Annotated in this window: 29 protein-coding genes; 11 read left to right on the top strand and 18 right to left on the bottom strand. The window is 73.6% G+C overall.

The window, feature by feature from the left end:
• Positions 1-188 precede the first annotated feature (188 nt).
• Complete coding sequence (locus ABZ883_RS11175; protein WP_360905110.1) at positions 189-644, top strand: hypothetical protein; 456 nt, start codon at positions 189-191, stop codon at positions 642-644.
• 78 nt (positions 645-722) lie between these two features.
• On the opposite strand, the gene ABZ883_RS11170 is transcribed toward ABZ883_RS11175, so the two are convergent.
• Positions 723-1919 (bottom strand): MFS transporter, encoded by a 1197-nt coding sequence (locus ABZ883_RS11170; RefSeq protein WP_360905108.1) that lies wholly within the window; start codon positions 1917-1919, stop codon positions 723-725.
• A gap of 259 nt (positions 1920-2178) precedes the next feature.
• Between ABZ883_RS11170 and ABZ883_RS11165 the strand changes: the two genes are divergently transcribed.
• Positions 2179-3126 (top strand): helix-turn-helix transcriptional regulator, encoded by a 948-nt coding sequence (locus ABZ883_RS11165; protein WP_360905106.1) that lies wholly within the window; start codon positions 2179-2181, stop codon positions 3124-3126.
• Positions 3127-3221: 95 nt separating this feature from the next.
• On the opposite strand, the gene ABZ883_RS11160 is transcribed toward ABZ883_RS11165, so the two are convergent.
• The 3 genes from ABZ883_RS11160 to ABZ883_RS11150 form a co-directional block, all read right to left on the bottom strand.
• Entirely contained in the window at positions 3222-4472 is a 1251-nt protein-coding gene (locus tag ABZ883_RS11160) for a hypothetical protein (RefSeq protein WP_360905104.1), read from the bottom strand.
• Positions 4473-4556: 84 nt separating this feature from the next.
• Positions 4557-5072 (bottom strand): SigE family RNA polymerase sigma factor, encoded by a 516-nt coding sequence (locus ABZ883_RS11155; protein ID WP_360905102.1) that lies wholly within the window; start codon positions 5070-5072, stop codon positions 4557-4559.
• A 145-nt stretch (positions 5073-5217) separates the two neighbouring features.
• Positions 5218-5442 carry a hypothetical protein gene (locus ABZ883_RS11150; protein ID WP_360905099.1) on the bottom strand — a complete coding sequence of 75 codons (225 nt, stop codon included), beginning with the start codon at positions 5440-5442 and terminating at the stop codon, positions 5218-5220.
• 418 nt (positions 5443-5860) lie between these two features.
• Between ABZ883_RS11150 and ABZ883_RS11145 the strand changes: the two genes are divergently transcribed.
• Together ABZ883_RS11145 and ABZ883_RS11140 are read left to right on the top strand one after the other, a co-directional pair.
• The gene (locus tag ABZ883_RS11145; RefSeq protein ID WP_360905096.1) at positions 5861-6064 is read left to right on the top strand and encodes a cold-shock protein; all 204 of its coding nucleotides are present in this window, start codon (positions 5861-5863) and stop codon (positions 6062-6064) included.
• A 310-nt stretch (positions 6065-6374) separates the two neighbouring features.
• Positions 6375-6677, top strand: coding sequence for an SCO5918 family protein (locus ABZ883_RS11140; protein WP_360905094.1), 303 nt, complete (start codon positions 6375-6377; stop codon positions 6675-6677).
• A gap of 46 nt (positions 6678-6723) precedes the next feature.
• Here the strand turns inward: ABZ883_RS11140 and ABZ883_RS11135 are convergent, their stop codons facing one another.
• The 4 genes from ABZ883_RS11135 to ABZ883_RS11120 are packed head-to-tail and all read right to left on the bottom strand — an operon-like array spanning position 6724 to position 11133.
• On the bottom strand, positions 6724-8007 hold the full coding sequence (locus ABZ883_RS11135; RefSeq protein ID WP_360905091.1) for an ABC transporter permease: 1284 nt from the start codon (positions 8005-8007) through the stop codon (positions 6724-6726).
• Positions 8004-8684, bottom strand: a complete 681-nt coding sequence (locus tag ABZ883_RS11130; protein ID WP_360905152.1) for an ABC transporter ATP-binding protein — start codon at positions 8682-8684, stop codon at positions 8004-8006. The genes ABZ883_RS11135 and ABZ883_RS11130 overlap by 4 nt, the downstream gene beginning before the upstream one ends.
• A 59-nt stretch (positions 8685-8743) precedes the next feature.
• A complete protein-coding gene (locus tag ABZ883_RS11125) occupies positions 8744-10174 on the bottom strand; it encodes a peptidoglycan-binding protein (RefSeq protein WP_360905088.1) in 1431 nt (476 codons plus the stop codon).
• Entirely contained in the window at positions 10171-11133 is a 963-nt protein-coding gene (locus ABZ883_RS11120; protein ID WP_360905085.1) for a hypothetical protein, read from the bottom strand. The genes ABZ883_RS11125 and ABZ883_RS11120 overlap by 4 nt, the downstream gene beginning before the upstream one ends.
• A 238-nt stretch (positions 11134-11371) precedes the next feature.
• Here ABZ883_RS11120 and ABZ883_RS11115 point away from each other — a divergent pair, with 238 nt between their 5' ends.
• Positions 11372-12160 carry a hypothetical protein gene (locus ABZ883_RS11115; RefSeq protein ID WP_360905082.1) on the top strand — a complete coding sequence of 263 codons (789 nt, stop codon included), beginning with the start codon at positions 11372-11374 and terminating at the stop codon, positions 12158-12160.
• A gap of 18 nt (positions 12161-12178) precedes the next feature.
• Here ABZ883_RS11115 and ABZ883_RS11110 read toward each other — a convergent pair whose 3' ends face one another.
• From ABZ883_RS11110 to ABZ883_RS11095, 4 genes are all read right to left on the bottom strand, one after another.
• Positions 12179-12922, bottom strand: coding sequence for a carbonic anhydrase (locus ABZ883_RS11110; RefSeq protein WP_360905079.1), 744 nt, complete (start codon positions 12920-12922; stop codon positions 12179-12181).
• Positions 12923-13106: 184 nt separating this feature from the next.
• On the bottom strand, positions 13107-14357 hold the full coding sequence (gene fmdA, locus ABZ883_RS11105; protein ID WP_360905076.1) for a formamidase: 1251 nt from the start codon (positions 14355-14357) through the stop codon (positions 13107-13109).
• 67 nt (positions 14358-14424) lie between these two features.
• A complete protein-coding gene (locus ABZ883_RS11100; RefSeq protein ID WP_360905073.1) occupies positions 14425-15045 on the bottom strand; it encodes an AmiS/UreI family transporter in 621 nt (206 codons plus the stop codon).
• Between the two features lie 45 nt (positions 15046-15090).
• Complete coding sequence (locus ABZ883_RS11095) at positions 15091-15375, bottom strand: FmdB family zinc ribbon protein (RefSeq protein ID WP_360905070.1); 285 nt, start codon at positions 15373-15375, stop codon at positions 15091-15093.
• 409 nt (positions 15376-15784) lie between these two features.
• Here ABZ883_RS11095 and ABZ883_RS11090 point away from each other — a divergent pair, with 409 nt between their 5' ends.
• The 4 genes from ABZ883_RS11090 (at position 15785) to ABZ883_RS11075 (ending at position 18225) form a co-directional block, all read left to right on the top strand.
• Positions 15785-16216, top strand: coding sequence for a hypothetical protein (locus ABZ883_RS11090; RefSeq protein WP_360905149.1), 432 nt, complete (start codon positions 15785-15787; stop codon positions 16214-16216).
• A gap of 172 nt (positions 16217-16388) precedes the next feature.
• On the top strand, positions 16389-16940 hold the full coding sequence (locus ABZ883_RS11085) for a SigE family RNA polymerase sigma factor (protein ID WP_360905067.1): 552 nt from the start codon (positions 16389-16391) through the stop codon (positions 16938-16940).
• Positions 16933-17508, top strand: a complete 576-nt coding sequence (locus tag ABZ883_RS11080) for a hypothetical protein (protein ID WP_360905064.1) — start codon at positions 16933-16935, stop codon at positions 17506-17508. Before ABZ883_RS11085 ends, ABZ883_RS11080 begins: the two co-directional genes overlap by 8 nt.
• Before the next feature lie 120 nt (positions 17509-17628).
• Complete coding sequence (locus tag ABZ883_RS11075) at positions 17629-18225, top strand: hypothetical protein (protein ID WP_360905061.1); 597 nt, start codon at positions 17629-17631, stop codon at positions 18223-18225.
• Between the two features lie 21 nt (positions 18226-18246).
• On the opposite strand, the gene ABZ883_RS11070 is transcribed toward ABZ883_RS11075, so the two are convergent.
• From ABZ883_RS11070 to ABZ883_RS11045, 6 genes are all read right to left on the bottom strand, one after another.
• On the bottom strand, positions 18247-19185 hold the full coding sequence (locus tag ABZ883_RS11070; protein WP_360905059.1) for a DUF4232 domain-containing protein: 939 nt from the start codon (positions 19183-19185) through the stop codon (positions 18247-18249).
• A 91-nt stretch (positions 19186-19276) separates the two neighbouring features.
• Entirely contained in the window at positions 19277-20002 is a 726-nt protein-coding gene (locus ABZ883_RS11065) for an SMI1/KNR4 family protein (protein ID WP_360905056.1), read from the bottom strand.
• 36 nt (positions 20003-20038) lie between these two features.
• Positions 20039-20287 (bottom strand): hypothetical protein, encoded by a 249-nt coding sequence (locus tag ABZ883_RS11060; protein ID WP_360905053.1) that lies wholly within the window; start codon positions 20285-20287, stop codon positions 20039-20041.
• A 118-nt stretch (positions 20288-20405) separates the two neighbouring features.
• Entirely contained in the window at positions 20406-20630 is a 225-nt protein-coding gene (locus ABZ883_RS11055) for an isocitrate lyase/phosphoenolpyruvate mutase family protein (protein WP_360905147.1), read from the bottom strand.
• 20 nt (positions 20631-20650) lie between these two features.
• Positions 20651-21433 carry an isocitrate lyase/phosphoenolpyruvate mutase family protein gene (locus ABZ883_RS11050; protein WP_360905050.1) on the bottom strand — a complete coding sequence of 261 codons (783 nt, stop codon included), beginning with the start codon at positions 21431-21433 and terminating at the stop codon, positions 20651-20653.
• Positions 21434-21538: 105 nt separating this feature from the next.
• Positions 21539-21997, bottom strand: coding sequence for a PepSY domain-containing protein (locus ABZ883_RS11045; RefSeq protein WP_360905047.1), 459 nt, complete (start codon positions 21995-21997; stop codon positions 21539-21541).
• A 146-nt stretch (positions 21998-22143) separates the two neighbouring features.
• On the opposite strand from ABZ883_RS11045, the gene ABZ883_RS11040 reads away from it, so the two are divergent.
• Complete coding sequence (locus ABZ883_RS11040; RefSeq protein WP_360905044.1) at positions 22144-22806, top strand: response regulator transcription factor; 663 nt, start codon at positions 22144-22146, stop codon at positions 22804-22806.
• Between the two features lie 32 nt (positions 22807-22838).
• Positions 22839-24419 carry a HAMP domain-containing sensor histidine kinase gene (locus ABZ883_RS11035; protein ID WP_360905145.1) on the top strand — a complete coding sequence of 527 codons (1581 nt, stop codon included), beginning with the start codon at positions 22839-22841 and terminating at the stop codon, positions 24417-24419.
• The last annotated feature ends 215 nt before the right edge of the window (positions 24420-24634 follow it).

Genomic DNA, 24634 nt, shown 5'->3' with positions numbered 1-24634 from the left:
CCCGGCGCCCACCCCTGGTCGGAACCCCCCCCCCATTTTGCGTTGTGGGCACCCGGCCAAACACCCCGGCCCCCCCCCCCCCCCCGCCCCGGGGGCCCCCCCCCCCGGGGGGGGCGGGCCCCGACGGGTCCGCGGAGCTGTCGGCGAAGGGCTTGTTCGCCAGGGTCCGCACTGCCAAAATCGGCGCGGTGATCACGACCAGGAGTGCCCGCAGGGCTTCGGGCACCAAGAACTCCTCCGACTTTCTCCTCGCTTTGACCTTTGTCAGGCGCCGCACTCCGGAAAAGGACGCCGCGGACCTCGCCAAGGGCCAGGTCTTCGAGCTGGCCTCGCTGAGCAAGACCATCGGCGGGGTGGCGCTCATCTCGGTGGGCAAGGGGAAGCAGATCGAGCGCCTGAAGATCGGCAGCCTGTTCGTCGCCCAGGGTCAGCCCATGATCTGGCGGGAGCGCCGCACCGGGAACGAGACCCTGCTCAACGGTCCCTTCCGGCTCATGCCGCTCGAGAAGAAGGTGCCCCTCAACAACAGGATGGGGTTCTTCGAGCTTTCCACGGCTGACGGCACTCACGAGTTGACCCTTCCGAAGAAGGACGCCCCGCTCGTCGAACTCGCCATAGCCGCGGAACCGGCTGCGACCGTTTAGCGGCGATGGCGGTCCCGCGAGAACCCCTGGGGCGACCGCACAGGGGTTCTCTGCGCCCGGACCGAGGTCCGAGCGTGGTCAGGCGGCCGCGGGGAAGGCGTGCCGCTTGCCGCCGACGACGGCCGCCGCGGCGGCGATCAGGAGCGCCAGCGACGCCCAGGTGATCGAGGCGGCGCCCAGGTTCGCGACCAGGAGGCCGCCGATGAGGCCGCCGAGCGCGATGGACGCGGAGAAGACCGTGATGGCGATCGACTGGGCGACGTCCGCGGCCTCCCCGGTCGCGTTGATCACGGCCCCGATGAACAGGCTCGGGGAACTGCCGAACGCCAGGCCCCATGCCGCGGCGGCCGCGTAGACCAGCACGGGCAGACCGGAGAACACGGCCAGCACGAGCACGGCGGCCCCGAGGAGCGCGGTGCTGCCCACGACGAGCCTGCGCAGGTGGCGGTCGATGTGGGTGCCGACCACAACCACGGTCAGGATCGATGTGAGGCCGAAGGCGAACAGCACCCAGCCCGTCTGTCCGCTCATGCCCAAGTGCCGGAGGAAGTCGGTGATGTAGGTGTAGAGGATGTTGTGCGCGATCATGTACGCGGCGAGCGCGAACAGGATGACGCGCAGCCCGGGGATGACCAGGACCCGGGAGATCCTCAGCCGTTCGTCCGCCGGGCGGCCGTCCAGGTTGGGCAGTGTCGCCAGGATCCACACCATGGTCAGCGCGGTGAGCGCGGCGGACGCGTGGAAGGCGATCTGCCAGCCGCCGAGGCCGCCCAGCCAGGTTCCCAGAGGGATGCCCAGGGCCAGCGACACCGGGGTCCCGGCCAGGGCGATGGCGATGGCCCGGCCCTGCCGCCCGTCGGGCGCGAGCCGGGCGGCGTAGCCGCCGAGGAGCGGCCAGATGAGCCCGGTGCCCAGGCCGGCGACGAACCGGATCACCAGGGTCAGCGCGTAGTCGCCGGACACGGCGGTGAGGGCGTTGGTGACGGCGACGGTGGCGAGCGCGAGCAGCAGCACGTTCTTGCGCGGCCAGTGCGACGTGGCCCGCGTCAGCGGGATCGCGCCGATCGCGGTGGCGGCGGCGTAGATCGTCACGGTCTGGCCGGTGAGCGAGACGCTCGTGTGCAGCGTGCCGCTGATCTCCGGCAGCAGGCCGGCGGGCAGGCACTCGGTGAGGATGCCGACGAAACCGCTGAGGAAGAGGCCGAACAGGGCCGCGCCCGGAAGGCGGTCCCGCCCGCGGACGGGCGTGGCTGAGGGGGTGGTCGTCTGCGTCATTCGTGGTGTCCATGAACTGTGGGTGACCCGGTACGGCCCGCGGTGGACGTACGGGTCGGCGGCGGCACACGGCCCGGGGCGGCGGCGGTCCTCGCGGACCTCCGGTGCCCGGCCCGGTGGCCCCGGGCGTTTCCCCGGGAACGCGTTCAGGCTGCTCCGGACGTGCGGGCTTACCCAGATCCCCGCTCCGCCTACGTCTCGTGTGCCTACCACCGGCAGGGACAGGCTCCGCCCTGGCGCCGGCGCGATACTGGGGGGCATGGCCACCCGCCCCGAACCCCGCACCGACCCGGCAGCCGCGCCGGGCGCCGGGTACGCGCGCGGCGGTGGGGAGTCGCGGCTCGACCCGCGGGCGGAGCTCAACGAGTTCCTGCGCACCCGCAGGGCCCGGCTGAAGCCGGCCGACGTGGGGCTCGCCGAGTACGGCCGGCGCCGGGTGCCGGGCCTGCGGCGGGAGGAGCTGGCGCAGCTCGCGGGGGTCTCCGTGGCCTACTACACGCGACTGGAACAGGGCAACGGCCACAACGTCTCGGTGGAGGTGCTGGACGCGATCTCCCGTGCGCTGCGGCTCTCCGACGCGGAGCACGACCATCTGCTGCACCTCGCCAAACCCAGGCACCGCGGCCGGACGCCCGCGGCCCGGCGCCAGCAGGTGCGGCCCGCGCTGGTGCAGTTGGTGTCGGCGCTGGAGGGCGTCCCCGCGTACGTCTGGGGCCGCCGCACCGACGTGCTGGCCTGGAACGGTACGGCGTCCGCCCTCTTCGGCGACTGGGCGGCACGGGCGCCGCAGGAGCGGAACTGGGCCCGGATCACCTTCCTCGACCCGGCGGCCAGGCGGCTCTTCGCCGACTGGGAGTCCAAGGCCTCGGACGTGGTCGGGCAGCTGAGACTCGACGCCGGCCTGCACGCGGACGATCCGCTGCTCGCGGCGCTGATCGGGGAGCTCTCCCTGCGGAGCGAGGACTTCCGGAGGCTGTGGGCGGCCCACGACGTCAAGCGGAAGTCGCACGGCAGTATGCGGCTGCTGCATCCGCTGGCGGGTGAACTCACCCTGCGCTACGAGTCGTTCGCGCTCCCGGACGATCAGGAGCAATCGCTGTCGGCCTACCACGCCGAGCCCGGCTCCGCGTCGCGGGAGGCACTGGGCCTGCTGGCGAGCTGGGGCACGGACGCCGCCCGGGAGCGGGCGGCCACCGCGAGGGACTGAGCCGGAACCTTCCTCGGGTCTCCGCGTGCCGGCGAGCGGCCGTCCCGGATTCCCGCCGGAACGGCCGCCGCGGCCGTGGTCGCGCCCTCGGGCGTTCAGTCGAACCGGTTCCACTGGGGGCTGGTGGCGATCGCCTTGAGCTGCTTGATCGTGAGCGCGGGGGTGGCCCGGGTGGCGGCGGAGGACTGGCGCTCGGAGTTGAAGGCGCTGATCACCACCCGCCGGCCGTCGGGCCTGATCGTGTCGACGGTCCACATGACGACCCCCGAGCCGCCCTTCTCGCCGGGCCCCTGATGCGTCGCGACCTTCGTGCCGTCGGGCAGGGTCTCGGCGCCGGCACCGAAGAGCTGGTCCTCGACGTCCGACATGTTCGACTGGACGTTGATCTGGACGAGGCTCCTTCCCTTCCCGTCGTCGAGCACGAGGTCCGCGAACCCGTCCTGCGGGCTGCCCTTCTCGACCACCTCGACCCCCTTGGGCACCAGGGAGATCAGGGTGTGCCGGACCGCGGCGCCGTCCGCCTCCGCGGGCGGGGCGACGGGGGTCCGCGAGGGCTTGGACGGCTCGGGAGCGGAGTCGACGGCCTTGCGCCAGGCCGGGGCGGTGGCGACCTTCGTCAGCTGGGCCAGGGTCAGGGGCGGTTCGGGCCGGGAGACCGGTGCGCCCTTCTCGGCCTCGGCGTTCCACTCCATCGCGGTGATGTGGTGGCCCTGGGGGGTGAAGAGGTCCGCCTGCCAGTACTTGGTGTCCTCCCGGCGGTCCGGGTACTCGTACCCCTTGTAGAGCATGAGCGTGGAGCCGTCGGCCAGTTTCGTGATGGTGCACAGGTCGTAAGGGACCTGCAGCCGGTCCGGGCAGGAGGGGCGCTCGCTTCCCACGGTGACGCGGTTCAGCCCGACGGAGACCGCGCCACCGCCCTTGCCGTCGTCGTACACGACCTGGGCGTACGCCATGAGCCGCACGTCCACGCCCCGCCCCTGCTCGTCGCGGACCTTCCCCGCGGGGAGCAGTCCCTTGAGGGTGCGCACCATGTCGGCGGCGGAGAACTCGCCGTCGCTCTTCGAGGGCGGGGAGGGGACCGTCCGCTGGGCGGCCGCGGTCTGCTGTCCGTGCCCGTCACCGGCCGTGGGCACGAGCAGCGACCCGCCCACGCCGACGACGGCGACCGCCGCCACACCGGCCGCGACGGCGGCCCTGCGCCGCCGCAGCAGCGTGCGACCGCGCGCCCTGCCGGCGGCGGTCAGGGCGCTCCGGTCGGCCTCGAAGGCTCCGCTGGCAGTGAAGAGGGCCGCGCCGAGCCGCTCCTCGAAGTGGTCGCCGGATTCCTGGGGGTCTTCAACGGGCATGGCAAAACCGCCGTTTCTGCACGGGTGTCGGAATGTCAGGGATGTCGGGCTGTCGGACGGTGAAGCGAGGGGTGTGCGGGCCGGTCAGGGCGAGGCGTACTCGCCGATGCCGTCACCGAGCAGCACACGAAGGCGGGCCAGGGCGCGGACACAGCGCGTGCGCACCGCGGCCGAGCTGACGTCCATCACGTCGGCGGTCTCCTCGATGCTGCGGTCCTCCCAGTACCGCAGGAAGACCACGGCCCGGTCCTTGGGGGGCAGTTGGCCGAGGGCCTCGATCAGCGTCATCCGCAGCAGCGGGTCCGGGTGGGCGCCCCGCGCGTCGGGGAGCTCGGGAAGGACGTCGGTGGCCCGTTCCTTGCTGCTGCGACGCCGCTGATGGGTGAGGAAGACGCGGGTGAGGGTGGTCTGGGCGTAACCGGCCGGGTTGCCGACGCGGGAGACCCGTCGCCAGCCGGCGTACAGGCGGCCGAGCGTTTCCTGGACCAGGTCCTCGGCGAGATGGGTGTCCCCGCCGGTGAGCAGACAGGCGGAACGGTAGAGGTGCCCCGCGCGCGCCTCGGCGAACTGCGCGTAGTCGTCGTCCCGCCCCTGCCCCATCGCCCGCCCCTGTGTCTCCGGCTCCGCTGTCACCTCATTGATGCGGTGGGGTCCCGGAAATGTTTCACCGCCGGGCGCGGCGCCGCGGGGCACGCGAAAAGGTGGCCCCACGGCACTCGGGGCCACCAAAGAGGGGTCGCGTCGGTCAGAGCTTGTGCATGCCCTGGTAGGGGCTGACGATGCGGGTCAGCTGGGAACCGAAGTCGACGAGCAGTGCCCCGCCCGCGGCTTCCTCGGCCATGACCTTTCCCAGGCCGTGCTGGTCGTGGGAGACGCGGTCCCCCACGGCGAAGTGCTTGACGACCGGTTCGGCGGGCGCCTTGAAGGGACTCGTGGGCAGGTGGCGCGGGGGCGCGGATCTCTTCGTCATTGCCGCCAGTATGCGTGGTGCGGACGCCCGGTGCATAGGCTCGGGCCCGCACCCTGACGGGGCACAGACGTCCGGACGACGTCCCCCTGCCCCGCCGACCTGGCGCGACGGCCCCGGCGGGGCCCGCGGGCCGCCCCGAATCCGCTGCCCGGGAACGAGAAATTGATCCGGCGCGCGGTGGAGGGGGTTTCCGCGGCACCGGGCGGCGCGCATTCACCCACCGCGCACGACCGGTCGCTCCGTGCTACCGTCGAATGCAGTTGCCGTTGTGATACCCGAGAACTTCCGGTGCCTTCACCGGTCTCCACGCCGGTGGAAGTGCCGAGAATTTCGGTCATTTCCCGGGCGGGGTCTCATCACCGCGACGTGGGGTCCGCACAGTGCGGATTCCGGGCACCGCCCGAAGGAGATCGGTCACATGACTACTGGCACCGTCAAGTGGTTCAACGCGGAAAAGGGCTTCGGGTTCATCGAGCAGGACGGCGGCGGGCCGGACGTGTTCGCCCACTACTCGAACATCTCCGCCCAGGGTTTCCGCGAGCTGCTGGAAGGCCAGAAGGTGAGCTTCGACATCGCGCAGGGCCAGAAGGGCCCGACGGCCGAGAACATCGTTCCGGCCTGATCACCGCGCCGCAGTCCGCCGCCGGGGCCCGCACCGAGGGGTGCGGGCCCCGGCGTGTTGCCTGCCGGGGCCCGGCCGGGGCAGCGGCAATTCACCGGCCCGGCAGACCCGCCGTACGAAGGATTTCTCCCCCGGCATCGCGTACGCGCGCCGCCGGGATTTTCCGCGCGGTGCCCGGACCGCTTTCTCCCGGGGATCGCGCCGGCCGCCTCCGCCGCCTTTCCGGCCCGTTGCGGCGATTCTCCGTGCGGTGCGCCGCCGCGGGCATTCCCCTTCCGTCCGGACCCGTTCCCTCCCCCTGAGAGGCACCATGCGCTGCGTCATCGCCCGTTTCCCGTTCGAACTGACCAAGAGCGGAGTGCTGGCGTCGATGAAGGGCGTCAAGCCCGAACCGGTCACGGGCGAGTCCGTGATCATCGGCCGTCGGCAGTACCCCGTGAAGCAGGTGGGCGAGATCGTCACCCGGCAGGACCGCCGCGACTTCACGGCCGCCGAGGTGACCCGGGCCATGACCCGTCTCGGTTTCACCTGCCGGACGGCCCCCGAGGCCGAGAGCGCCCCAAGTCCCCTGGAGGAGGCGTCGGCCCTGCTCGGCCTCACCGACCGGCTGTGAGCGACAGACCCACGCCGGGTCGGCGGCCCGGCCCGGCGCACACCGCTCAGGAGGGCGCGCGCAGGGCGTCCACGGGTTCCATCCGGGCCGCCCGCAGCGACGGGTAGAGACCCGCGAGGAGCCCGACGAGGGCGCCGGCGACCGGGGCGCCGAGCGCGAGGCGCAGGTCGAGCACCGGGGTCCAGTGCTTCACGGCCGCCACGACGACCACAACGACCACGCCCAGGGCGGCCCCGACCACACCGCCGAGCAGCCCGATGGTGGTCGACTCCGCCAGGAACTGCCCGGCCACCTGGCGCCGGGAGGCCCCCAGGGCGCGGCGCAGGCCGATCTCGCCGACGCGTTCCATCACCGTGACCAGGGTCACATTGGCGATGCCGATGGCGCCGACGACCAGCGAGACGAGCCCGAGCACCAGGAACAGGCCGTCGACGTCGCCCTGCACGCCCTTGCGGGCCTTCGACAGATCGGGCGGGGCGACCACCGTGAGGGCGTCCTCGTGACCGGGCGCGAGGGCGATCGGCGCCTGCCGGGCGACCTGCCGGGCCGCGCCGAGCGAGGTGTTCACCAGGACGCGGGTCACGTCCTTCAGGCCCATGCGGTCGGCCGCCGTGGTGGGCGGCAGGATCACCGAGGTGGACAGCCGCTGCTCGCGGCGGAAGCCGCCGAGGACACCGATCACGGTGAACGACTGGCCCTCGAAGAAGACCGCGGGGGCGTGCCGGACGTCGCCGATGCCGAGCAGCCGGGCCGCCTGGTCGCCGAGGACCGCCACCCGCTCGTGGCGGGCGATGTCCCCCGCGTCGTAGAACCGGCCGGTGGCCATGGTGCCGCGCACCGCCGCGGGCAGCGACGGGCCGGCGGCGACTACGGCGAGGGTCTGCCCGCTCAGTTCGCCCGGGGCGACCACGTCGTTCGCCCGTACCTGGACGTTCGCGGTGCTCTGGGAGTCCGACAGGGCGGCGGCCGACTCCACCCCGGCGAGGCGCTCCACCGCGTCGACGCCCCGCCACCCCACCAGCGCGGGGTCGGTCGAGCCCGGCGCCGGGGCGGGTACGACAACGCTCACCGAGGTGGCGGTCAGGGCGTCGAAGCGGCCGACGATCTGGTTCGCCGCCGTCGACGCCACACCGATCGTGATCACCAGCGTGCCGATGCCGAGCACCGTGCCCAGCGTGGTGAGGGCGGAGCGGACCGGGCGGGCGAGCACGCCGGCCAGCGACTCCGACCACAGGTCCCGCGGGTCGATCCAGGGGCGCTCCGCGCGGCGCGCGCGGCGACGGCCGCGGGGGCGGGGCTGAGCGGTGTCCGCTCCCGTGCCGGTCGTCATGTGCTCTCCTGACTCAGCCGGCCGTCGTGGATCCGCACCCGCCGCCCGGCGCGCCGGCTCACGGACTCGTCGTGCGTGATCACCAGCAGCGTCATGCCCTGCGCCTGGAGTTCGGCGAACAGCTCCAGCACCGACTCGGTGTTCTCGCTGTCGAGGTTGCCCGTCGGCTCGTCGCACAGCAGCAGGGCGGGCTCGCCCATCAGGGCGCGGGCGATGGCCACCCGTTGCCGTTCGCCGCCGGACAGCCTCCCGGGCAGGAAGCCGGTGCGGTGCCCGAGGCCGACCCGGGTGAGGGCCTGCCGGGCGCGGTCGGCCCGGGTGCGGCGCTCGCGGCCCGGCCGGGGGGCCCGGTAGGTCTCGGCGAGCATGACGTTCTCGTCCACGGTCCGGTAGGGCAGCAGGTGGAAGGACTGGAAGACGAAACCGATGCGGCTGCCGCGCAGCGCGGTCCGCTCGCGGTCGCCGAGGCCGCCTGTGAGGACGCCGTCGAGCCAGTAGTTCCCCGACGTCGGCCGGTCCAGCAGCCCGAGGGTGTTGAGCAGCGTGGACTTCCCCGACCCCGAGGGGCCGACGATCGACAGGTGCTCACCGCGGCGGACCGTCAGTTCCACCTCGCGCAGGGCGTGCACGGGCGGTTCGGAGTCGAAGACCCGGCTGAGCGCGTCCAGCCGGATCACGGTGTCCGAGTCCGGTACGTCCGGTGCGTCCGGTACGTCCGTTGCTGCGGGCTCGCGCCTCACGTGCCGACCACCACTTGGTCGCCCTCGTCCAGCGAGCCGCCGTCGGCCGTCACCGCGACCAGCCCGGCCGCGGACAGCCCCACGGTCACGCGCACGTCGACGACCTTGCCGGCCCGCAGCACCCCGACCCTGGCCTGCCCGTCGGCGGACGTGCGGACCGCGGCCAGGGGCACGACCAGCACGGCCCCCTTGGAGGCGCCCACGTCGACGGTCACCTTGGCGGAGAGGCCCGCCTGGTTCCGCAGCGTCCCGGGATCGGGTACCGAGATCACCACCGGGACCGGGGCGGACGGGTCGCCGGGGGCGCTTCCGCCACCGTCGCCCGCGTCCGCCTCGCCGCCGGCGCCCTTCTCGGCGTCGCCGGTTGTGTCGCCCGCCGGGGCGCCCGGGCCGCCGACCCGGGACACGACCCCGTTCACGCGCGTGCCGTCGCCCGTCTCGATCCGCGCCGCCATGCCCTTGCGCAGCGCGGCACCGTCCGTTCCCGGCACCACCGCCTGCACCACCACGTCGGCGCTCGTCACGGTGGCGACCTCGCCGTCCGGGGCGGCCCCGAGACGCGCCTTGACCTTGTCGACCCGTACCGGCAGGTCCGGCAGGAAGACGACCTCGCCCGCCGGCACCTTCGTGCCGTAGCCGGCGGTGAACGCGCTGAGCGCCGCGTTCGCCTGGTTCAACTGCTGCTGCGCGGCGTGCAGTTCCAGGGCGCGGGTCGCGGCGTCGGACCCCGACCCGGCCCCGGACCCGGACCCGGAACCCGTGCCGCCGCCGTTCCGCGCGGACAGCAGGGCCAGTTGCGCCTGCGACACCGCCGCCTGAAGGTCGCCGAGCCGCGACGCGTCGGCCGCCCCGGGCTCCAGCGGCGTGTACCCCTTGCTCTCGTACCAGTGGTTCACCGCCGCCGCCGTGCCCTGCCGGTAGTTGCCGCTGACGGCCCCCGGGTCGTGGCCGAGCCTGCGCAGGGCGCCCTGCAACTGGCGTACGTCGTCGCCCGACATGCCCGGGCCCAGGGTGCGGTACATCGGCACCGGGCCGCGCAGTACGAACACCGGACGGCCGCTGACCTGCATCAGCACACTGCCCTCGCGCAGCGTGGCGCCCTCCGTCGGCAGCTTGGTGACCAGCTGTGCCGTGGCCTGCGCGTCCCCGGAGGCGTCGGGGGAACCGACGGGCCCGGAGAGCGAGATGGCGTGCGGCGCGCCGAACTCCACGCTGCCCTGGGTCACCACACTGGCGGTCAGTTTCTGCCGCACCACGGCGATGGTGACCGGACCGGCCTTCGGCACCTGGTGCGCGGCGGCCGCGTCGGCGGGCGACTGCATCTGCGAACCCGCGAACCAGCCGCCCGCCCCCACGAACGTCACCACCCCGACGATCAGCGCCACGGTCCTGCCGCGGTTCGCCGGGCCCCCGCGGAAGAGGCTCATCCGGTGACCCCGGAGAGGGGGTGCCGGGCGAGCGCGGGGAAGTACGCGGCCCGGAAATCCTTGCCGCAGGCCAGGTCCTTCTTGGCGAGGTCGATCTCACGGGTGAGCCTGGTGAGGGCGGTGCCCTTGTCCAGGCTCAGCACGCCGTCCATCGGCATCTGGGCGCTCACCTGGAACTTCACCATGTCCCCGATGGAGGTCGGCTGCGTCGTGGTGACCGGGATGCCCTCTCCGCGCAGGCAGCCGGCGAACTTCTGCGCCAGCGACACCAGTTGGGGGTCGCCGTCGAGGGCCTGGTGCGCCTGCCGGTCCTGCTCCTGGTCGGCGGCGGTCTGCCGGTCGATCTCGGCCTGGGACTTGTCGGGCCCGTACGCCTTGAGGTACGCGTCCTTGACGCACCCCGGGCTCATCTCCTTCTTGCCGCCCGAGGCCATGCGCGCGCCGCCCATCGCCTGGTCGTAGGCCTTCCGCTGCGTGGGGGTGAGCGCGTTCAGGTAGGCCTCGTCCGGGCTGGTCTCCTGCTGGTCGTTGTACGCCTTGCTGCCCCACACGTCCGGGTCGTCCCGGTAGACGGCTCCGGCGTAGATGCCGAAGCCGTACTTCTCGCGGAACGTCTTCGCCAGGGCGTAGTCCTGGCCGTCGACGGCGCTGAGGGCGTCGGCACCGTAGTCCGTCACGTGCGGGGTGTAGGTGAATCCCTTGGCGCGCATGCAGGCGGCGGTGGCGTTCTGCGCGATGTACGAGCGCTTGGTGTCCTCGTCCGCGTCCGCGGGGATCTCCAACTGGCCGCCGGCAGGGGCCGTCGACGCGGCGGCCGGCGTGGTGGCGGAGGACGCCGCTCCCGCGGAGGCAGCGGCGGAGGCGGGGTCGCCGTCGCCCTGGGAGCATCCGGACAGCGCCAGCGCGGCGGCCGCGGCCACCGTCGGCCAGACGCCGCGGGTCCTGAGCATGAGAGCCATGTCGTTCCATCACTTCGTTCGGAGACGCTCGGCGCGGGGTGGTCGACCCCGTCGCTCTCTGAACCGGGTGGACCGCCGGGCGGGGCGTAGCCTCCGCCGCCGATGTGGCGCACATCACAGCACGCGCGGGCGTGAACGCCCCTGAATGCGCCGCGGAGTCCGCAGGGCAACCGAAAAGGGGTTCCGCCCGGTTGAGGCGAGCGTGGGCACTTGCGAGCGGCGGAGGGGAGTGAGGCGGATGCGGGCCACGGCCGACGACAAGCGGTGGAACGAGGCGGAACGGGCCGTACGGCTCCTCCTGAGGGACACGGTGCCGCAGCCGGCCACGCCCGCCGACCGGCTGGTCCGGGTCCGGCTGCGGATCCGGCGGCGCCGGCGGCGGCGCGGCGCGGCGATCGGAGCGGCCGCCTCGCTGGCCGCCGCCGCGGCCCTGGCCGTCGTCCTGCCGGGACCGGGTTCGCCGCAGGTCGTGACGGACCGCGCGACACCCGCGGGGCCGCCCCCTCCGGCGTCCTCGGCGCCCGCGCTGTCCCCCTCGGCGACCCGTGACCCCGGGCTCACGACCGTCCGCCTGCCGGTGCTGTCCGGGCTGACGCTGCGGGTGCCGCGCGGCTGGCGGGCGCTGGACGTCACCGACCCGAAGGGGAACCGGGTCGGTTACGTCTCCTCGCAGCCCCTGACCGCGCCGGCGCACGCCGTATGCGGCGGTTCCGCGGACCAAGTGCTCGCCGACTGCGCGCCCTTGGCGTCACTGGACGAGGGCGGCGTCCTGATGCTCTTCCGGTACGACGGGGCGGGCGGGACGAGCGACACGACGCCGCTCCGGATGGGAGGCGCCGCCCCCGCCGGGAAGGGCTGCCGCGTACTGAGGGGCACTACGGGGACCACCGGCTGGGGCCACGGCCGTTCGGCCCCCTTCGACAAGCCCTTCGAGGTGTCGGTCTCCGTCTGCATGCGCGCCCCCTCGGACGGCACGCTCGCCGCCGTCACCAAGGCCCTGGAGACGGCGTTCCCGCAGGGCGGTTGACCCCGCACCCGGTCGCGGTCAGGACGGTGCGCCGGTGAGGACCTGCACCTTCCCGGTGTCGAGCGAGTAGTACGCGCCGACCACGGCGAGGGAGCCCTTCTTCACCAGGGGCGCCAGGTCGCGATTGGTCCGCAGGCCATCCGCGGTGATCCTGATCTGGGCCCGGGTCATCGCCTCGACCGGATCGGAACCGCCCTCCTTGACCGTCTGCTCGTACGCGGGACGCAGGGCCCGGGAGATCGCCTCCAGATTGCCGGGCAGCGACTTCCCGTCGTGCATGGCCTTGTACGCCGCCTCGATCGCACCGCACCGCTGATGGCCGAGGACGACGACCAGCGGGGTCCCGCCGGTCATCGGCCCGTACTCCACGGAGCCGGTGACCACGGGGCCGACAGCCTGCCCGCCGGTCCGCATCACGAACAGGTCGCCGAGGCCGGTGTCGAAGAGCAGCTCGGGCGGCACACGGGAGTCGATGCAGGACAGGACGGAGCCGAAGGGCTCCTGCTTCATGGCGACGAACTGCCGCCGGCTGGGATCGCGGTCGGGGTGCTGGAGGTTCCCGTTCACCCAGCGCTCGTTGCCGTCCATCAGCCGCCGGAAGGCCTCCGACGGGCCGGCCGGCCGGGACTGGCCGCCGGGTGACGACGTCATCGCGCTCGGCGCGATACTGCTGCTCGACGAGCACGCGGTGAGCGCGCCCGCAGCGGCCACGAGGCCGCCGGCGAGCAGCGTCCTGCGCTGCGGCTGTCCTGCGCTGTCCATCCTCGTCCCCTCAACTCTCACCGCCGCCGGGCCCCGGCGAACGTCTCGACCACGGCGAATCCTCGGCCCGGCACGGCCGATCCGGCGGCAGGCACCGGCGGACGCGCGCACCGTTAACACCGACGGCCCACGCCCCCGGGGCAATGGGCCGTCGGTGCGGCAAGGGGTGACGGGGGTGACGGGGTCAGGTGCTCGTCAGCGCCGCCCGGCCGCGGTCGACGCGCACGGGGCCCGAGGCCGACGGACGGACGTCGAAGTCGAACATGGCGGTCGGCAGGTACAGGGAGCAGCACGCGTTGGGGATGTCGACGATGCCGCTGATGCGTCCCTCGATGGGGGCGGAGCCGAGCAGGAGGTAGGCCTGCTCGCCGCTGTAGCCGAAGCGCTTGAGGTACTCGACGGCGTTGAGGCAGGCACGGCGGTACGCCATCGTCGCGTCGAGGTAGTAGTTGGTGTCGGTGTCCTGGTCGACGGAGATCCCGATGAAGGTCAGGAAGTCCGAGTAGCGCGGCTCGACGTTGCCGGGCATGAAGACGGGGTTGGTGGAGATCCCGTACGTCTCCATGCCGCCCTTGATCAGGTCGACGTGGAAGTCGACGAAACCGCCCATCTCGATGGCGCCGCAGAAGGTGATCTCCCCGTCGCCCTGGCTGAAGTGCAGGTCGCCGCCGGAGAGCTTGGCGTCCTTCACGTGCACGGGGAAGAAGACCCGCGAGCCGCGCGTGAAGTTCTTGATGTCGTGGTTGCCGCCGTTCTCACGCGCCGGAACTGTGCGGGCGCCCTCCGCCGCGATGCGTGCGGCGAGGCTGCCGGTGGCCGTGCCGGTGAGGGCGTTGAGGGTTTCCGGGGGGTAGGCGAGCGGCGGGACGCGCTGCGGGTCGGTCTCGATCAGCGCCTGCTCGCGGGCGTTCCACCGGGCGAGCAGGTCGGCCGAGGGTGCGGTGCCGAAGAGCCCGGGATGGGTGATGCCGGTGAAGCGGATGCCGGGCAGGTGCCGGGAGACCGCCTGCTGTCCGTGGAAGTCCCACACGGCCTTGTAGGCGTCCGGGAAGTAGTCGGTCAGGAAACCGCCGCCGTTGACCTTGGCGAAGATCCCGGTGTAGCCCCAGCCCTGCCCGGCCGCGTCCCCGGTCTGCTGCGGTACGGGACCCAGGTCGAGGATGTCGACGACCAGCAGGTCGCCGGGTTCCGCGCCCTCCACGCCGATCGGGCCGCTGAGCATGTGCGTGAGGCTCAGGTCGATGTCGCGGACGTCGTTGGCGGAGTCGTTGTTGCCGATCTGGCAGTCGGTCCAGTCACGGCACTCCATCCGGAACTCGGACCCGGGCTTCACCATGGCGACGTTCGGGATGTCGGGGTGCCACCTGTTGTGTCCTGGCGTGGCCTGCTCCCGCATCGACTTGGTCTGGTCGACGCTGAAAACTACGTCGGGCATGACTGCCCCTCCTCGTCTTTCTTCTTTCTCCAGGTCCGGTCGGGCCGGACGGGCCGGACAGGGCCGGTCAGGACGCCTCGCGGGCGATCCGGCCGGCCTGCCGCGATTTCCGGGTGAGCGGCCACAGCGCGCCGAACACCACGACGGCGAACACGCCCAGGGCGATGGCGATCTCCGTGGTGTGCTTCCAGTAGCCGGACAGCAGCAGTGCCGCGGGGATCACTCCGGTGATCCAGCCCTCGATGGCCGTCACCCAGCCCACATAGGAGGTGAGTTCCGTCCGCCGGAGAGCGAACAGCAGGAAGAACAGCCCCCACAGGAATGACCAGTACAGCCAGATCACCCCGAAGGGGTAGTCCTTCAGAAGGTGGAAATTGGCGAACGAGTACCCCAGGGCCACCACCGCGACGAACAGCGAGTAATGGCCGACGCAGATGTTGTCCATGCCGGTGAGCAGGACGATGCCCACGTAGAGGTAGGTGAATCCGAACAGATAGATGCCGGACGCCGCGAGAATCTTGTCCGGGTCATTGCCGGCCGTGAAGATGAGATAGGTCGGGGTGAGGACCTGCAGTGCGCCGATGAAGAGGTTGAACACCCCCGCGGACCTGGGGTCGGCTTTTCCCAGGAGCAGCAGGCCGTTCATGAACAGGACCGCACCGACGAAGAGCAGTCCCACGTTCGACACGGGGACGCACCTCCCAGGTACGTGTGGGGACGGGAACCGCCCCCGTCAGGGGCGGGGCAGCCGCGAGAGCGCGGGATGCGGCGCCGGCTCCGGCCGGCGGCGCGGGCGGGACGGCACGGCGGACACGACGTCCGGGGCTTCGCGGGACCGCTCCTCCCGTTCCCTGAGGGAACGGGCCGACGGCGGCGTCGCGGCGAGCGAGGGCGCGGAGAAGACCCGCCGCGCCGGGCCCGCGCACGCGGGGCAGCCGTGCCCGTCGGGCGCGGTGCCGATCGCGAGCCTCACCTCGAAAGGACCGCAGTGGTCGCAAACGTATTCATAGGTCGCCATGCAGTTGCCTCCGTGAAACGGCGCACTTCGGCCGACCTCGGCGTCGTCGCCCATTTCCACGACGTCCGCCGGGGAACGATCCCTCATTCCAGGAGACGTCACGGCAACACCGTTGTCAAGGTGACGCATGAGGATTCTGCGACGCCCTTTGCCCCTGTTTTCAGGGACTTTCGGCCCTGTTCGCCACGGTCGGCCGTGGCTCCGCGTGACCACCACCGCACATTCCGCGGACCCCGGCACCGGGAGCCGTTGCGCCTGCGCTTCGCAGCCTTGTGAGGCGATTCACTGAGCTTTTCCTGGACGCGTTCCGCCCCCGCATTTAGCGTCGATATCCGGCCGCTTTCCCGAGAAACGCGGTGACTACGGCGTGCGGATCACCGATGAACGCCGGAAAGGTGGAGACGTGACGATGGACGCCGTGTGGGTCCGGGGCGTGACGGGCATTCAGCTGCACCACGTGACCGACCTCCAGGACGCCGGCCGCTTCCTCGGCAACGCCGCGATGGCGCTGCGGGCGGCCCATGTACGGACCGGGGCCGACCACTACGCCGGCATCGCCGCCGAGCTCAAGACCCTGGTGACGCGGGTGCGCGAGCTCGAGCAGGAGGCCCGCACCGCGATGCGCGAGCTGCACGCCACCGACCCGGAGCGGTTCGCCCGCTGCCGCGAGGGGCACGAGCCGTGGCCCGGCGAGATCCAGGCCGGCTTCATCCCCCGCCACACCTGCCGGGACGAGTGCCTCTACCACGATCACGGTGTGCTGGCGGCGATCACCCAGTGCACCTGCGGGCGGCCGCCCTGCCAGGCCTGCGCGATCGGCGGGGAGCCCGCGCCGAACTGACCCCGCGCACCGAAGGCCCCGACCGAGTCCCCGGACCGGCCGGGGCCTTCGCCGTACCGCCCCGGGCGTCGCGGCCGGCCGGTGGCCGGTCCTGGGCCGCTTGATACCGGCGGGCCCGGCCAGCACAATGGGCGCCGCTTTGTCGATCGTGCGGAGGGGCGCGGGCCGAGGCATGCGACTGCCCGAGAACCCGCCGGGGCGCGGCGCGGAGGAGGCCGACTTCGATGCCTTCTACAGCGCGAGCGTGGGCCGTCTGATCGGGCAGCTGTACGCGATGACGGGCGACCTCGCGGAGGCACAGGACGTCGTGCAGGAGGCCTTCGTCCGGGCCTGGGAGCGCCGGGCCGAGCTGGACCTCGACGGCGCGCCCGAGGCGTGGGTGCGGACCGTGGCGTGGCGGCTCGCGGTCAGCCGGTGGCGGCGGATGCGGGGCGCGCTGGCGCTCGCCCGCCGTCAGGGTCCGCCGGCCGCGGTGCCACCCCCGGAGCCGCACCACGTGCTGCTGGTCGAGGCGCTGCGGCGGATTCCCGAGGCGCAGCGGCGGGCGGTGGTCCTGCACCACCTGTGCGACCTGTCGGTGGAACAGGTGGCGGCCGAGACCGGGTCGCCCGTCGGCACCGTCAAGGCGCACCTGAGCCGGGGGCGGGCGGCACTCGCCCGCCTGCTGGAGCACACGGACGTGGATCCCGCGACGGACCGGCTGCCGGAGGCGAGACGTGGCTGACGAGACCGAACTGGGCAGACGCCTCGCCGGGCTGGCCGAATCCGGGCAGGGCCACGTCGTGCCGCTCGCCGCGCACCAGGTGCGGGCCCGCGGCGAACGGCGGACGCGCCGCAGGCGGGCGGCCGCGGCGGGCGGCGTCGCGCTGCTGGCGTGCGCGCTGGTCGCGGGCGGCCTGACGCTCGCCGCGTCCCCGCGCGGACCCGAGCCCGCCACGGCCGGCCCGGCACCCGTTGCCCCGCCCTTCACCCCTCCCTCGCCGGCCCCGGACGAGGAGTACGCCGGCGAACTCGGCCGCGTCTACGGCGCGGTGGCCCAGGGCGACTTCGTCCGCGTCACGGTCCAGCAGCTGCGGGCCGCCCCGGGCGGCGCCGAGCCCACGGGGGTCGTGCACACCCTGACACTGCCCGGCGCGACCCTGGTCGAGACACGTCTGCTCTCCGGCGGACACCGTGCGGACCTGCGCCTGTCCGAGCTCGTCGGCCGGCTGGCCGGCGGTCCGCGGTGGACGTTCGAGATCGACTACGACGGCGAGGGCCGGGTCGAGTCGCTGCGGGAGGCGGAGGCATGACCGCCCGGCGGAACGGCTTTACGGTGTCGTGACCTTCGGGGTGTAACCGCCGGGGCGGGCGGGTGCGTAGAGGCCGTGTACTGCTGCCCGATCGCCCACCGACCGATGGGACCCCGCACGATGCTCACCTCACGCCGCCGGACCGCCGCCCTGGCCGCCCTCGCCTGCCTTGCCCTCAGTTCCTGTTCCGGCGGGGGCGGCGGCGACGAGGGGCGCACGGCTGCCTCCGTACCGGCCGCGGTCCCCGCCCCGGCGTCGAGCCCGGCGCACCCGCCGTCGTCCGCGCCCGCCTCCCCGGCGGCGTCCGCGCCGCAGGTGACGTCCGCCTCCGTCTCCCCGGCGGCGTCCGCGACGCCGGCCGGTGCGCGCTGGGCCGGCACCAAGCAGTTCGTGCAGATCAAGGACGCCTGGATGAGCGGCGGGCGCACCTACCTGGCCGTGCGGTCCGCCCGCAAGCAGTCCGCCACCGGGCCGATCGAGGCGTGGGAGATCATCCCCGGCCACGGTACCTACGCCACCGTCCCGCTGGCCCGGGACGGCCGCATCCTGCTGTCCGTCCCGCTGGGGGACGACTCCTTCCCCTATGCCTACTCGGCGACCGAATTCATCAACCGGCTGAAGGCCGAGTCGCCGTCCTTCCGTGAAGGGCTCGGCTTCGACCTCAGTTTCGACGCGAACGGCGCCGTCGTGCGGCTCCAGTCGCTGTACACCCCCTGACGGCCCGGCCGGGCCCGGTGCTCAACGTGCCGTGTCCGCCTCGGACTTGTGCCAGGCGCTCACGCCGAGCTTCCCGGTCGTGCCGAGGTCGAGCTCCGGCGTCACCATCACGGGGTCCGCGCCGGGCCTGGCGCGGACCCGGACGTAGGGCGCGTCGACAGGCGTGCCGTCGGTGACGGTGTTGCGCCAGGTCAGACCGGAGGAGGCGGTCTCGCCCGGCTGGAGGGTCAGGGGCCGGGGCGGGGCGTCGAACTCCGCGCCGACGGAACCGGAGCTGCCGTGGCGGATCTTGATGCCGGTGACGGGCCGGTGAGCGGCGTCGAAGAGCTGGAGCTGCGGATATCCGTCGAGGTGGTAGGGCGCGGCCGAGCAGTTCTCCAGGTGGAGGCCCACGACGCGCAGCCCCATGGCCGCGTCCCCCTGGTCGGCGGTGAGGCGCACCCCCGAGGGCGGGCAGGCGCCGGACGGCACGGGCGCCTCGTCCACCGGGACGCTCCGGACCTTGAGGACTTTGACGTGCCGGGGGGTGCCGGCGCCCGGTCCCGAGCCGGCCCCGGCGGCCTCCGCGGCGGCGAGGTCCACCGGCCGCCGCACCGTCTGACCGGGACCGACGGCCGGAACGGTCTGCTCGGTGTTCAACATCGCCGCCCCGGAGTCGGAGAGGAAGCTGAGGGTGACGGTGTAGGTGAACGGTTCCCGCTCGTGGCTGGTGATCCGGATCGCCGGGGCGCAGGCCGGCGACGCCACGTCCGAGCCGACGATGTCGACGATGTCGACGTCGCCCGTCCCCTCGTCCCCGGCCGGGTCCGTCCCGCCGGTGGCGGCGGCGGCCGTCTCGGGTCCGCACGACGGCCCCCCGGCCCGCGGGGCGCCGGCCCCCTCGGTGCCGCACGCCGCGAGGGCCAGGACACCCGCGAGCACGGCGGGCACGGTCAGAGGGGTGAGGCGAAGGGTACGCATCGGCCCAGCCCATCAGGGCGGGTGCTGCCTCGGCCGTGGTGGAGGCCACAGTTCCGGTAACACCCTCGTCACAGAGCGGGCCGCACCGTTGTCAGCCCACGACCCAGCGGGCGGGCAGGGCGGCGCGGACGGCGTCGAGGTCGGCGGCCGTCCGGCCCCCGGCGTGCACCCAGGCGTGGTCCTGCACGCCGTCGCGGCGCAGCAGCAGCCCGGGGGCCGCGTACCAGCGCAGGGGCGAGTCGTCGGGGCCCACCCACATCGGGTGGTCGGGCAGGTCGACGCGCTCGTAGCGGCCGTGGAACTCCGCGAGGAGCTCCGGCGGGAGCTCGCACGCGTCATACCTGGAGTCGTGGACGAACAACGTCTCGCTGAGGAGGAGTTCGACCCAGGCCTGCGACATCCGGTCCAGGAACGGGAGCCATCGGCCGTCCGAGTCCACGACCACGGGGGGATCGTCGCGCTCCACCTGGCCGAGGGGGATGCCCCAGAACGCGCAGCTCTGGTTCTCGACGCGGAAGATCAGCACGCCGTCGTCGACGAACAGCCCACCCGGCGGGAGCAGGGGGTCCTGTCCGCACGTGAGGTCCGCGCGTCTCCCGAAGAGCGCGTATCCCTCGCGCAGGACGGCCGGGAGCAGGAAGCCGAGTTCCTTTTCCGCGGCGTGCAGTTCGGCGCCGGGGACGCCGTCCTCCGGCAGCAGCGGGCGGTCCGTCCACGCGGCGGCGAAGTCGCGGGCGAATCGCCACGCCTGCTGCCGGCCGGTGATGCCTCCGCGCAGGGCGGCGGCCACGTCGAAACCGGGCAACGTCGCGTCCACGGCGGCGACTCTACGCGGCCGCCGCCGCGGAGCCGGCTACCGGGACCCGCAGCTCCGCACGCCGCCCTGCCGCGTGGCGGCGGCGCTGTCGATCCAGGCGACGACGGCGCCGACCGTGGCGTCGTCGAGACTCCGGGCGAGCGCGCGGACGGCGGAACTGTCGCCCGGGAGCGGGGGGACGCCCGCCGCGATGAGGGCGGCGTGCAGGTCGACCCAGCGGGCGTCGACGGCGGAGAGGGCGGGGGTGGTGTCGTGCGACCGCAGCGGAGTGTCGAGAAGGCTCATGGTGTTTCCCCTCGGATCCCGGACGGAATCGACCGGACTTGCCGTACACGACTGCCGCCGGGGAAGCCCCGGTTGCGCTCCCGGACCCGGCTTCACCCGTCCGGCCCACGCATCGCGGTCAGCGGGCGGATTCCTCGTACCGCAGGAGCCGTTGCTGCATCCGCGGGTACGGCGTCGCCGCGGGGAGCGGGCCGCCGTCGCGGACGGCGGTCGCCGTGCCGACCGCCGCGTCGATCGCGGCGCGGTACGGCAGGGAACCGGTGCTGACACGGCGGATACCCAGAGCCCCCAGGTCGGCGAGGGAAAGCCCCGCCACCACCAGGACGTTGACCGGCACCGGGATCCCCGCGGCCAGCCGCCGCGTCAGCGGGCGGATTCCTCGTACCGCCGGAGCCGCTGCTGCATCCGCGGGTACGGCGTCGCCGCGGGGACCGGGCCGCCGTCACGGACGGCGGTCGCCGTTCCGACCGCCGCGTCGATCGCGGCCCGGTACGGCAACGAACCGGTGCTGACACGGCGGATGCCCAGGGCGCCCAGGTCGGCGAGGGAAAGCCCCGCCACCACCAGGACGTTGACCGGCACCGGGATCTCCGCGGCCAGCCGCCGCAGCTCCTCGGGGCCGGTCGCGCCGGGCACGAAGACGCCGTCCGCGCCCGCCTCGACGTACGCCGCCGCCCGGCGCAGCGTCCCGGTGAGGCCGGCGTCCTGGCCCAGCCAGTACGTGTCCACACGGGCGTTGACGAACAGTTCCGGGGCGTGCCGTTTCACCGCGCGGATCTTGCGGGCGTGGTCCTCCGGCGCGATCAGCCGGCCGGCCGTGCTGTCCTCGATGTTCACGCCGGCGACGCCGAGCGCCCCGAGGGCCGCGGCGCAGGCCGCGACCTCCTCGGGGTCCTCGGCGTAGCCGTCCTCGATGTCCGCGGTGACGTGGACGGGCAGCGGAGCGAGGGCGCGGGCGAGCGCGAGGGTCGCGTCCTTCGTGGCCCGGCCGCCGTCGGCGTGCCCCGCGGCGGCGCCGACCCCGAAGCTGGTCGTGCCGACCGCGGGGAACCCCGCCTCGGCGAAGGCGAGGGCCGAGGCGACGTCCCAGGCGTTGGGGAGGAGGAGGGGCAGTTCGCCCGCGAAGTGCAGCTCACGGAAGGTCATGGGTGAGGAGGCCTTTCATGGGTCGCGCGGGGAGGCGGCGGGCGGGTGCGCCCGCCGCCACCCCATCACCCGGCCCCCTCCGGAGGCGAGCCGGCCGGCGCTCCGTCAGTGGTCGTCGCCGCCGTGACCGCCCCGGCCGCGGCCGCGGCCGTGGTCGTCGCCGGGGCGGTCGTCGCCGCCGCCGCGCCGGTCCAGGGTGACGGCGCCCGTGCGGGGGTCGACGCGCACTTCGCGGCGGACGTTGTCGGCGCCGACGAGGTGCACCTTCCACGAACCCGGGTGGTGGCGGTCGGGCTCGACCTCGGTGACGGTGCCCGGGAACGCCTTCCGCGCGGCGGCGGCGGCCTGCGCGGCCGTCATGGACACCGGAGCCGATGAGGTCGACGGGGCCGCCGGGGCCGAGGAAGCCGACGGGGCCGACGCGGACGCCGTCACCGTGGGCCGGTCCTCGGCGCCGGTCCCGTGCCGGTGACCGCCGCCCGTGGTGGCGAGCGCGGAGTAACTGCCGCCGCCGATGAGCACGGCGGCCGCGAGGGCGGTGGCGATGGTGGTGGTGCGCTTCATGACGGAAGCCTCCCCGGCCGGACGGCGCCGGCCTGTGTCGAGTCTGTGTCCTGTTCGTGCCGTGCCGCCAATGTGCCGGGGAGAGGCTGAAGGGGACCTGAAGGCACCTGAAGAGTCCTTCAGGTTCTCTTTGGGAGGCTTGGCTCATGCGCTTGTTGATCGTGGAGGACGAGAAGCGGCTCGCGCTGTCGCTGGCGAAGGGGCTGCGGGCCGAGGGGTTCGCCGTGGACGTCGTCCACGACGGCGACGAGGGTCTCCGCCTCGCCGCCGAGGGCGTCCACGACCTCGTGGTGCTCGACATCATGCTGCCGGGCCTCAACGGCTACCGCGTCTGCGCCGCCCTGCGCGCCGCGGGCCACGACGTGCCGATCCTGATGCTGACGGCCAAGGACGGCGAGTACGACGAGGCGGAGGGCCTGGACACCGGGGCCGACGACTACCTGACGAAGCCGTTCTCGTACGTCGTGCTCGTCGCGCGCGTGAAGGCGCTGCTGCGCCGCCGCGGCTCCGCCGGCGCGTCCCCGGTGCTGCGCGCCGGGGGGCTCGTGATCGACACGGCGGCCCGCCGGGTGTGCCGGGACGAGACGGAAGTGACCCTCACCGCGAAGGAGTTCGCCGTGCTGGAACAGCTCGCGACACGCGCCGGGCAGGTGGTCGGCAAGCCCGAGATCCTGGAGCACGTATGGGACTTCGCCTATGACGGCGACCCGAACATCGTCGAGGTCTACGTCAGCACGCTGCGCCGCAAGCTCGGCGCGGACGCCATCCTGACGGTGCGCGGCGCCGGTTACCGGATGGTGGCGCCGTGAGGCGGCGGCTGTTCGGTTCCGTCCAGGCCACGATGGTGATGGGGGCGACGGCCGTGGTGGCGGTCGTTCTGGTGGCCGCGGGGCTCGCGGTGCTGATGTCGCTGCGCGCGAACCTCACGGAGCAGGCGCAGAACCAGGCCAACGACACCGCCCGCAGCGTCGCTCTCGGGGTCGCCACCTGGCGCGGGGGCGGCGCGAGGCTGAGCCTGCCCGAGGGTGTGCCCGTGCAGGTGACGGACGAGCACGACCAGTTGCTGGCGGTCGGCCCGGGGCTGGAGAGCATCAGCGGCACCGGTGTGAGCGCCGTGCGGGTGTCGCGGCCCGCCGCTTCACCGTCCCCGTCACCGTCACCGACCCCCGTGGCCGGCCGGAACGCCGAGCCCGCCGACAACCACGGCGGCGGCCACGGCAGAGGCCGGGGCCGGGGCGGCGACAGCGGATCGGACGACCACCAAACGGACGACCGCGCGACGCCCCGGGCGAGCGACCCGGCCGTCGGGACCATCGACGGCAAGGCCCGGGAGAGCTCCGGGCGGGCGGTGATCGACGGGCGCAGCGCCCCTTACCGGTTCGCCACGGTCGAGGCCACGGACCTCGGCGGCCGGACGGTTCTCGTCCACGCCGGCGCCTCACTGGCCGCGCGCGAGACCGCCGTCCGCAGCACCGGGCTGGCGATGCTGGCGGGACTGCCGCTGGTGCTGCTGGTCGTCGGCGGCGTCACCTGGCTGGTGACGCGGCGCGCGCTGGCCCCGGTGGAGGGCATCCGCAGGGAGATGGCGGCGATCACGACCTCCGAGGACCTCTCCCGGCGTGTGCCGGAACCCGCCTCGCGCGACGAGGTCGCCCGCCTGGCGCGCACCACCAACGAGACGCTGACCGCGCTGGAGGCGGCGGTCGACCGGCAGCGCCGCTTCGTCGCCGACGCCTCCCACGAACTGCGCAGCCCCATCGCCTCGTTGCGCACCCAGCTGGAAGTGGGATCGGCGCATCCCCAGTTGCTGGACGTGCCCGGCGCGGTCAAGGACACCGAGCGGCTGCAGCACCTCGCGGCCGACCTGCTGCTGCTGGCCCGGCTCGACGCGGGGGAGCGTCCCGGGCAGGGGCGCGTCGACCTGGGGGCGCTGCTCCGCGAGGAGGTGGGCCGCCGGCCCGCGGACCGCACCCCGGTGTCCGTCGAGGTCGGCGGCGGCGGACGCTGCGAGGTGACCGGATCACGGAGCCAGCTGGCCCGGGTGATCGGCAACCTCGTGGACAACGCCCAGCGGCACGCGCGCACCCGGGTCGCCGTGTCCGTACGGCGGCAGGACGAGCGGATCGTCCTCACCGTCGCGGACGACGGTGCGGGTGTGCCGGCGGCCGAACGGGAGCGGATCTTCGAGCGGTTCGTACGGCTGGACGACGCGCGCGCCCGCGACGACGGCGGCGCGGGCCTGGGTCTGGCCATCGCCCGTGACGTGGCACGCCGGCACGGCGGCACGCTCACCGCGGGCGAGGCACCGTCGGGCGGCGCGCTCTTCGTGCTGCGCCTGCCGGTGGCGGAGGGCGGGGACTCGCGGGCGAACGCGACCGCGACCGCGACCTCGGAGAACGCCCAGGAGCCGTCGGCGGGGTGATCAGGACACGTATCCGGCGGGCCGGCCGACCGCCGTCGCGGACATATGGGGCCGCGTGTGGCAATGGGGAGGCAAAACCCGCCGGGGCGTTGAACCTGGCGCCCCGTGAGGTCGTACAGCACCGTAGAAGCGGCGGTCCAGCACTCCGGCCCGCCACGCCGTCAGCGGGGCCTCGCACGGAAGGACCTTCGGGTTGTCGCTCTTCACGCGCTCTC

This window comes from Streptomyces sp. NPDC046977 (assembly GCF_040644455.1).
GTDB lineage: Bacteria > Actinomycetota > Actinomycetes > Streptomycetales > Streptomycetaceae > Actinacidiphila.
The sequence above is the reverse complement of the archived record's forward strand: the minus strand, read 5'-3'. Positions and strand labels throughout refer to the sequence as shown.

Bases quoted from the DNA above. Each gene is read 5' to 3' on its own strand.
- ABZ883_RS11170 (WP_360905108.1), bottom strand. From the start codon at position 1,919: ATGACGCAGACGACCACCCCCTCAGCCACGCCCGTCCGCGGGCGGGAC.
- ABZ883_RS11165 (WP_360905106.1), top strand. From the start codon at position 2,179: ATGGCCACCCGCCCCGAACCCCGCACCGACCCGGCAGCCGCGCCGGGC.
- ABZ883_RS11160 (WP_360905104.1), bottom strand. From the start codon at position 4,472: ATGCCCGTTGAAGACCCCCAGGAATCCGGCGACCACTTCGAGGAGCGG.
- ABZ883_RS11155 (WP_360905102.1), bottom strand. From the start codon at position 5,072: ATGGGGCAGGGGCGGGACGACGACTACGCGCAGTTCGCCGAGGCGCGC.
- ABZ883_RS11150 (WP_360905099.1), bottom strand. From the start codon at position 5,442: ATGACGAAGAGATCCGCGCCCCCGCGCCACCTGCCCACGAGTCCCTTC.
- ABZ883_RS11145 (WP_360905096.1), top strand. From the start codon at position 5,861: ATGACTACTGGCACCGTCAAGTGGTTCAACGCGGAAAAGGGCTTCGGG.
- ABZ883_RS11140 (WP_360905094.1), top strand. From the start codon at position 6,375: ATGCGCTGCGTCATCGCCCGTTTCCCGTTCGAACTGACCAAGAGCGGA.
- ABZ883_RS11135 (WP_360905091.1), bottom strand. From the start codon at position 8,007: ATGACGACCGGCACGGGAGCGGACACCGCTCAGCCCCGCCCCCGCGGC.
- ABZ883_RS11125 (WP_360905088.1), bottom strand. From the start codon at position 10,174: ATGAGCCTCTTCCGCGGGGGCCCGGCGAACCGCGGCAGGACCGTGGCG.
- ABZ883_RS11120 (WP_360905085.1), bottom strand. From the start codon at position 11,133: ATGGCTCTCATGCTCAGGACCCGCGGCGTCTGGCCGACGGTGGCCGCG.
- ABZ883_RS11115 (WP_360905082.1), top strand. From the start codon at position 11,372: ATGCGGGCCACGGCCGACGACAAGCGGTGGAACGAGGCGGAACGGGCC.
- ABZ883_RS11110 (WP_360905079.1), bottom strand. From the start codon at position 12,922: ATGGACAGCGCAGGACAGCCGCAGCGCAGGACGCTGCTCGCCGGCGGC.
- fmdA (WP_360905076.1), bottom strand. From the start codon at position 14,357: ATGCCCGACGTAGTTTTCAGCGTCGACCAGACCAAGTCGATGCGGGAG.
- ABZ883_RS11095 (WP_360905070.1), bottom strand. From the start codon at position 15,375: ATGGCGACCTATGAATACGTTTGCGACCACTGCGGTCCTTTCGAGGTG.
- ABZ883_RS11090 (WP_360905149.1), top strand. From the start codon at position 15,785: ATGGACGCCGTGTGGGTCCGGGGCGTGACGGGCATTCAGCTGCACCAC.
- ABZ883_RS11085 (WP_360905067.1), top strand. From the start codon at position 16,389: ATGCGACTGCCCGAGAACCCGCCGGGGCGCGGCGCGGAGGAGGCCGAC.
- ABZ883_RS11075 (WP_360905061.1), top strand. From the start codon at position 17,629: ATGCTCACCTCACGCCGCCGGACCGCCGCCCTGGCCGCCCTCGCCTGC.
- ABZ883_RS11070 (WP_360905059.1), bottom strand. From the start codon at position 19,185: ATGCGTACCCTTCGCCTCACCCCTCTGACCGTGCCCGCCGTGCTCGCG.
- ABZ883_RS11060 (WP_360905053.1), bottom strand. From the start codon at position 20,287: ATGAGCCTTCTCGACACTCCGCTGCGGTCGCACGACACCACCCCCGCC.
- ABZ883_RS11050 (WP_360905050.1), bottom strand. From the start codon at position 21,433: ATGACCTTCCGTGAGCTGCACTTCGCGGGCGAACTGCCCCTCCTCCTC.
- ABZ883_RS11045 (WP_360905047.1), bottom strand. From the start codon at position 21,997: ATGAAGCGCACCACCACCATCGCCACCGCCCTCGCGGCCGCCGTGCTC.
- ABZ883_RS11040 (WP_360905044.1), top strand. From the start codon at position 22,144: ATGCGCTTGTTGATCGTGGAGGACGAGAAGCGGCTCGCGCTGTCGCTG.
- ABZ883_RS11035 (WP_360905145.1), top strand. From the start codon at position 22,839: ATGGTGATGGGGGCGACGGCCGTGGTGGCGGTCGTTCTGGTGGCCGCG.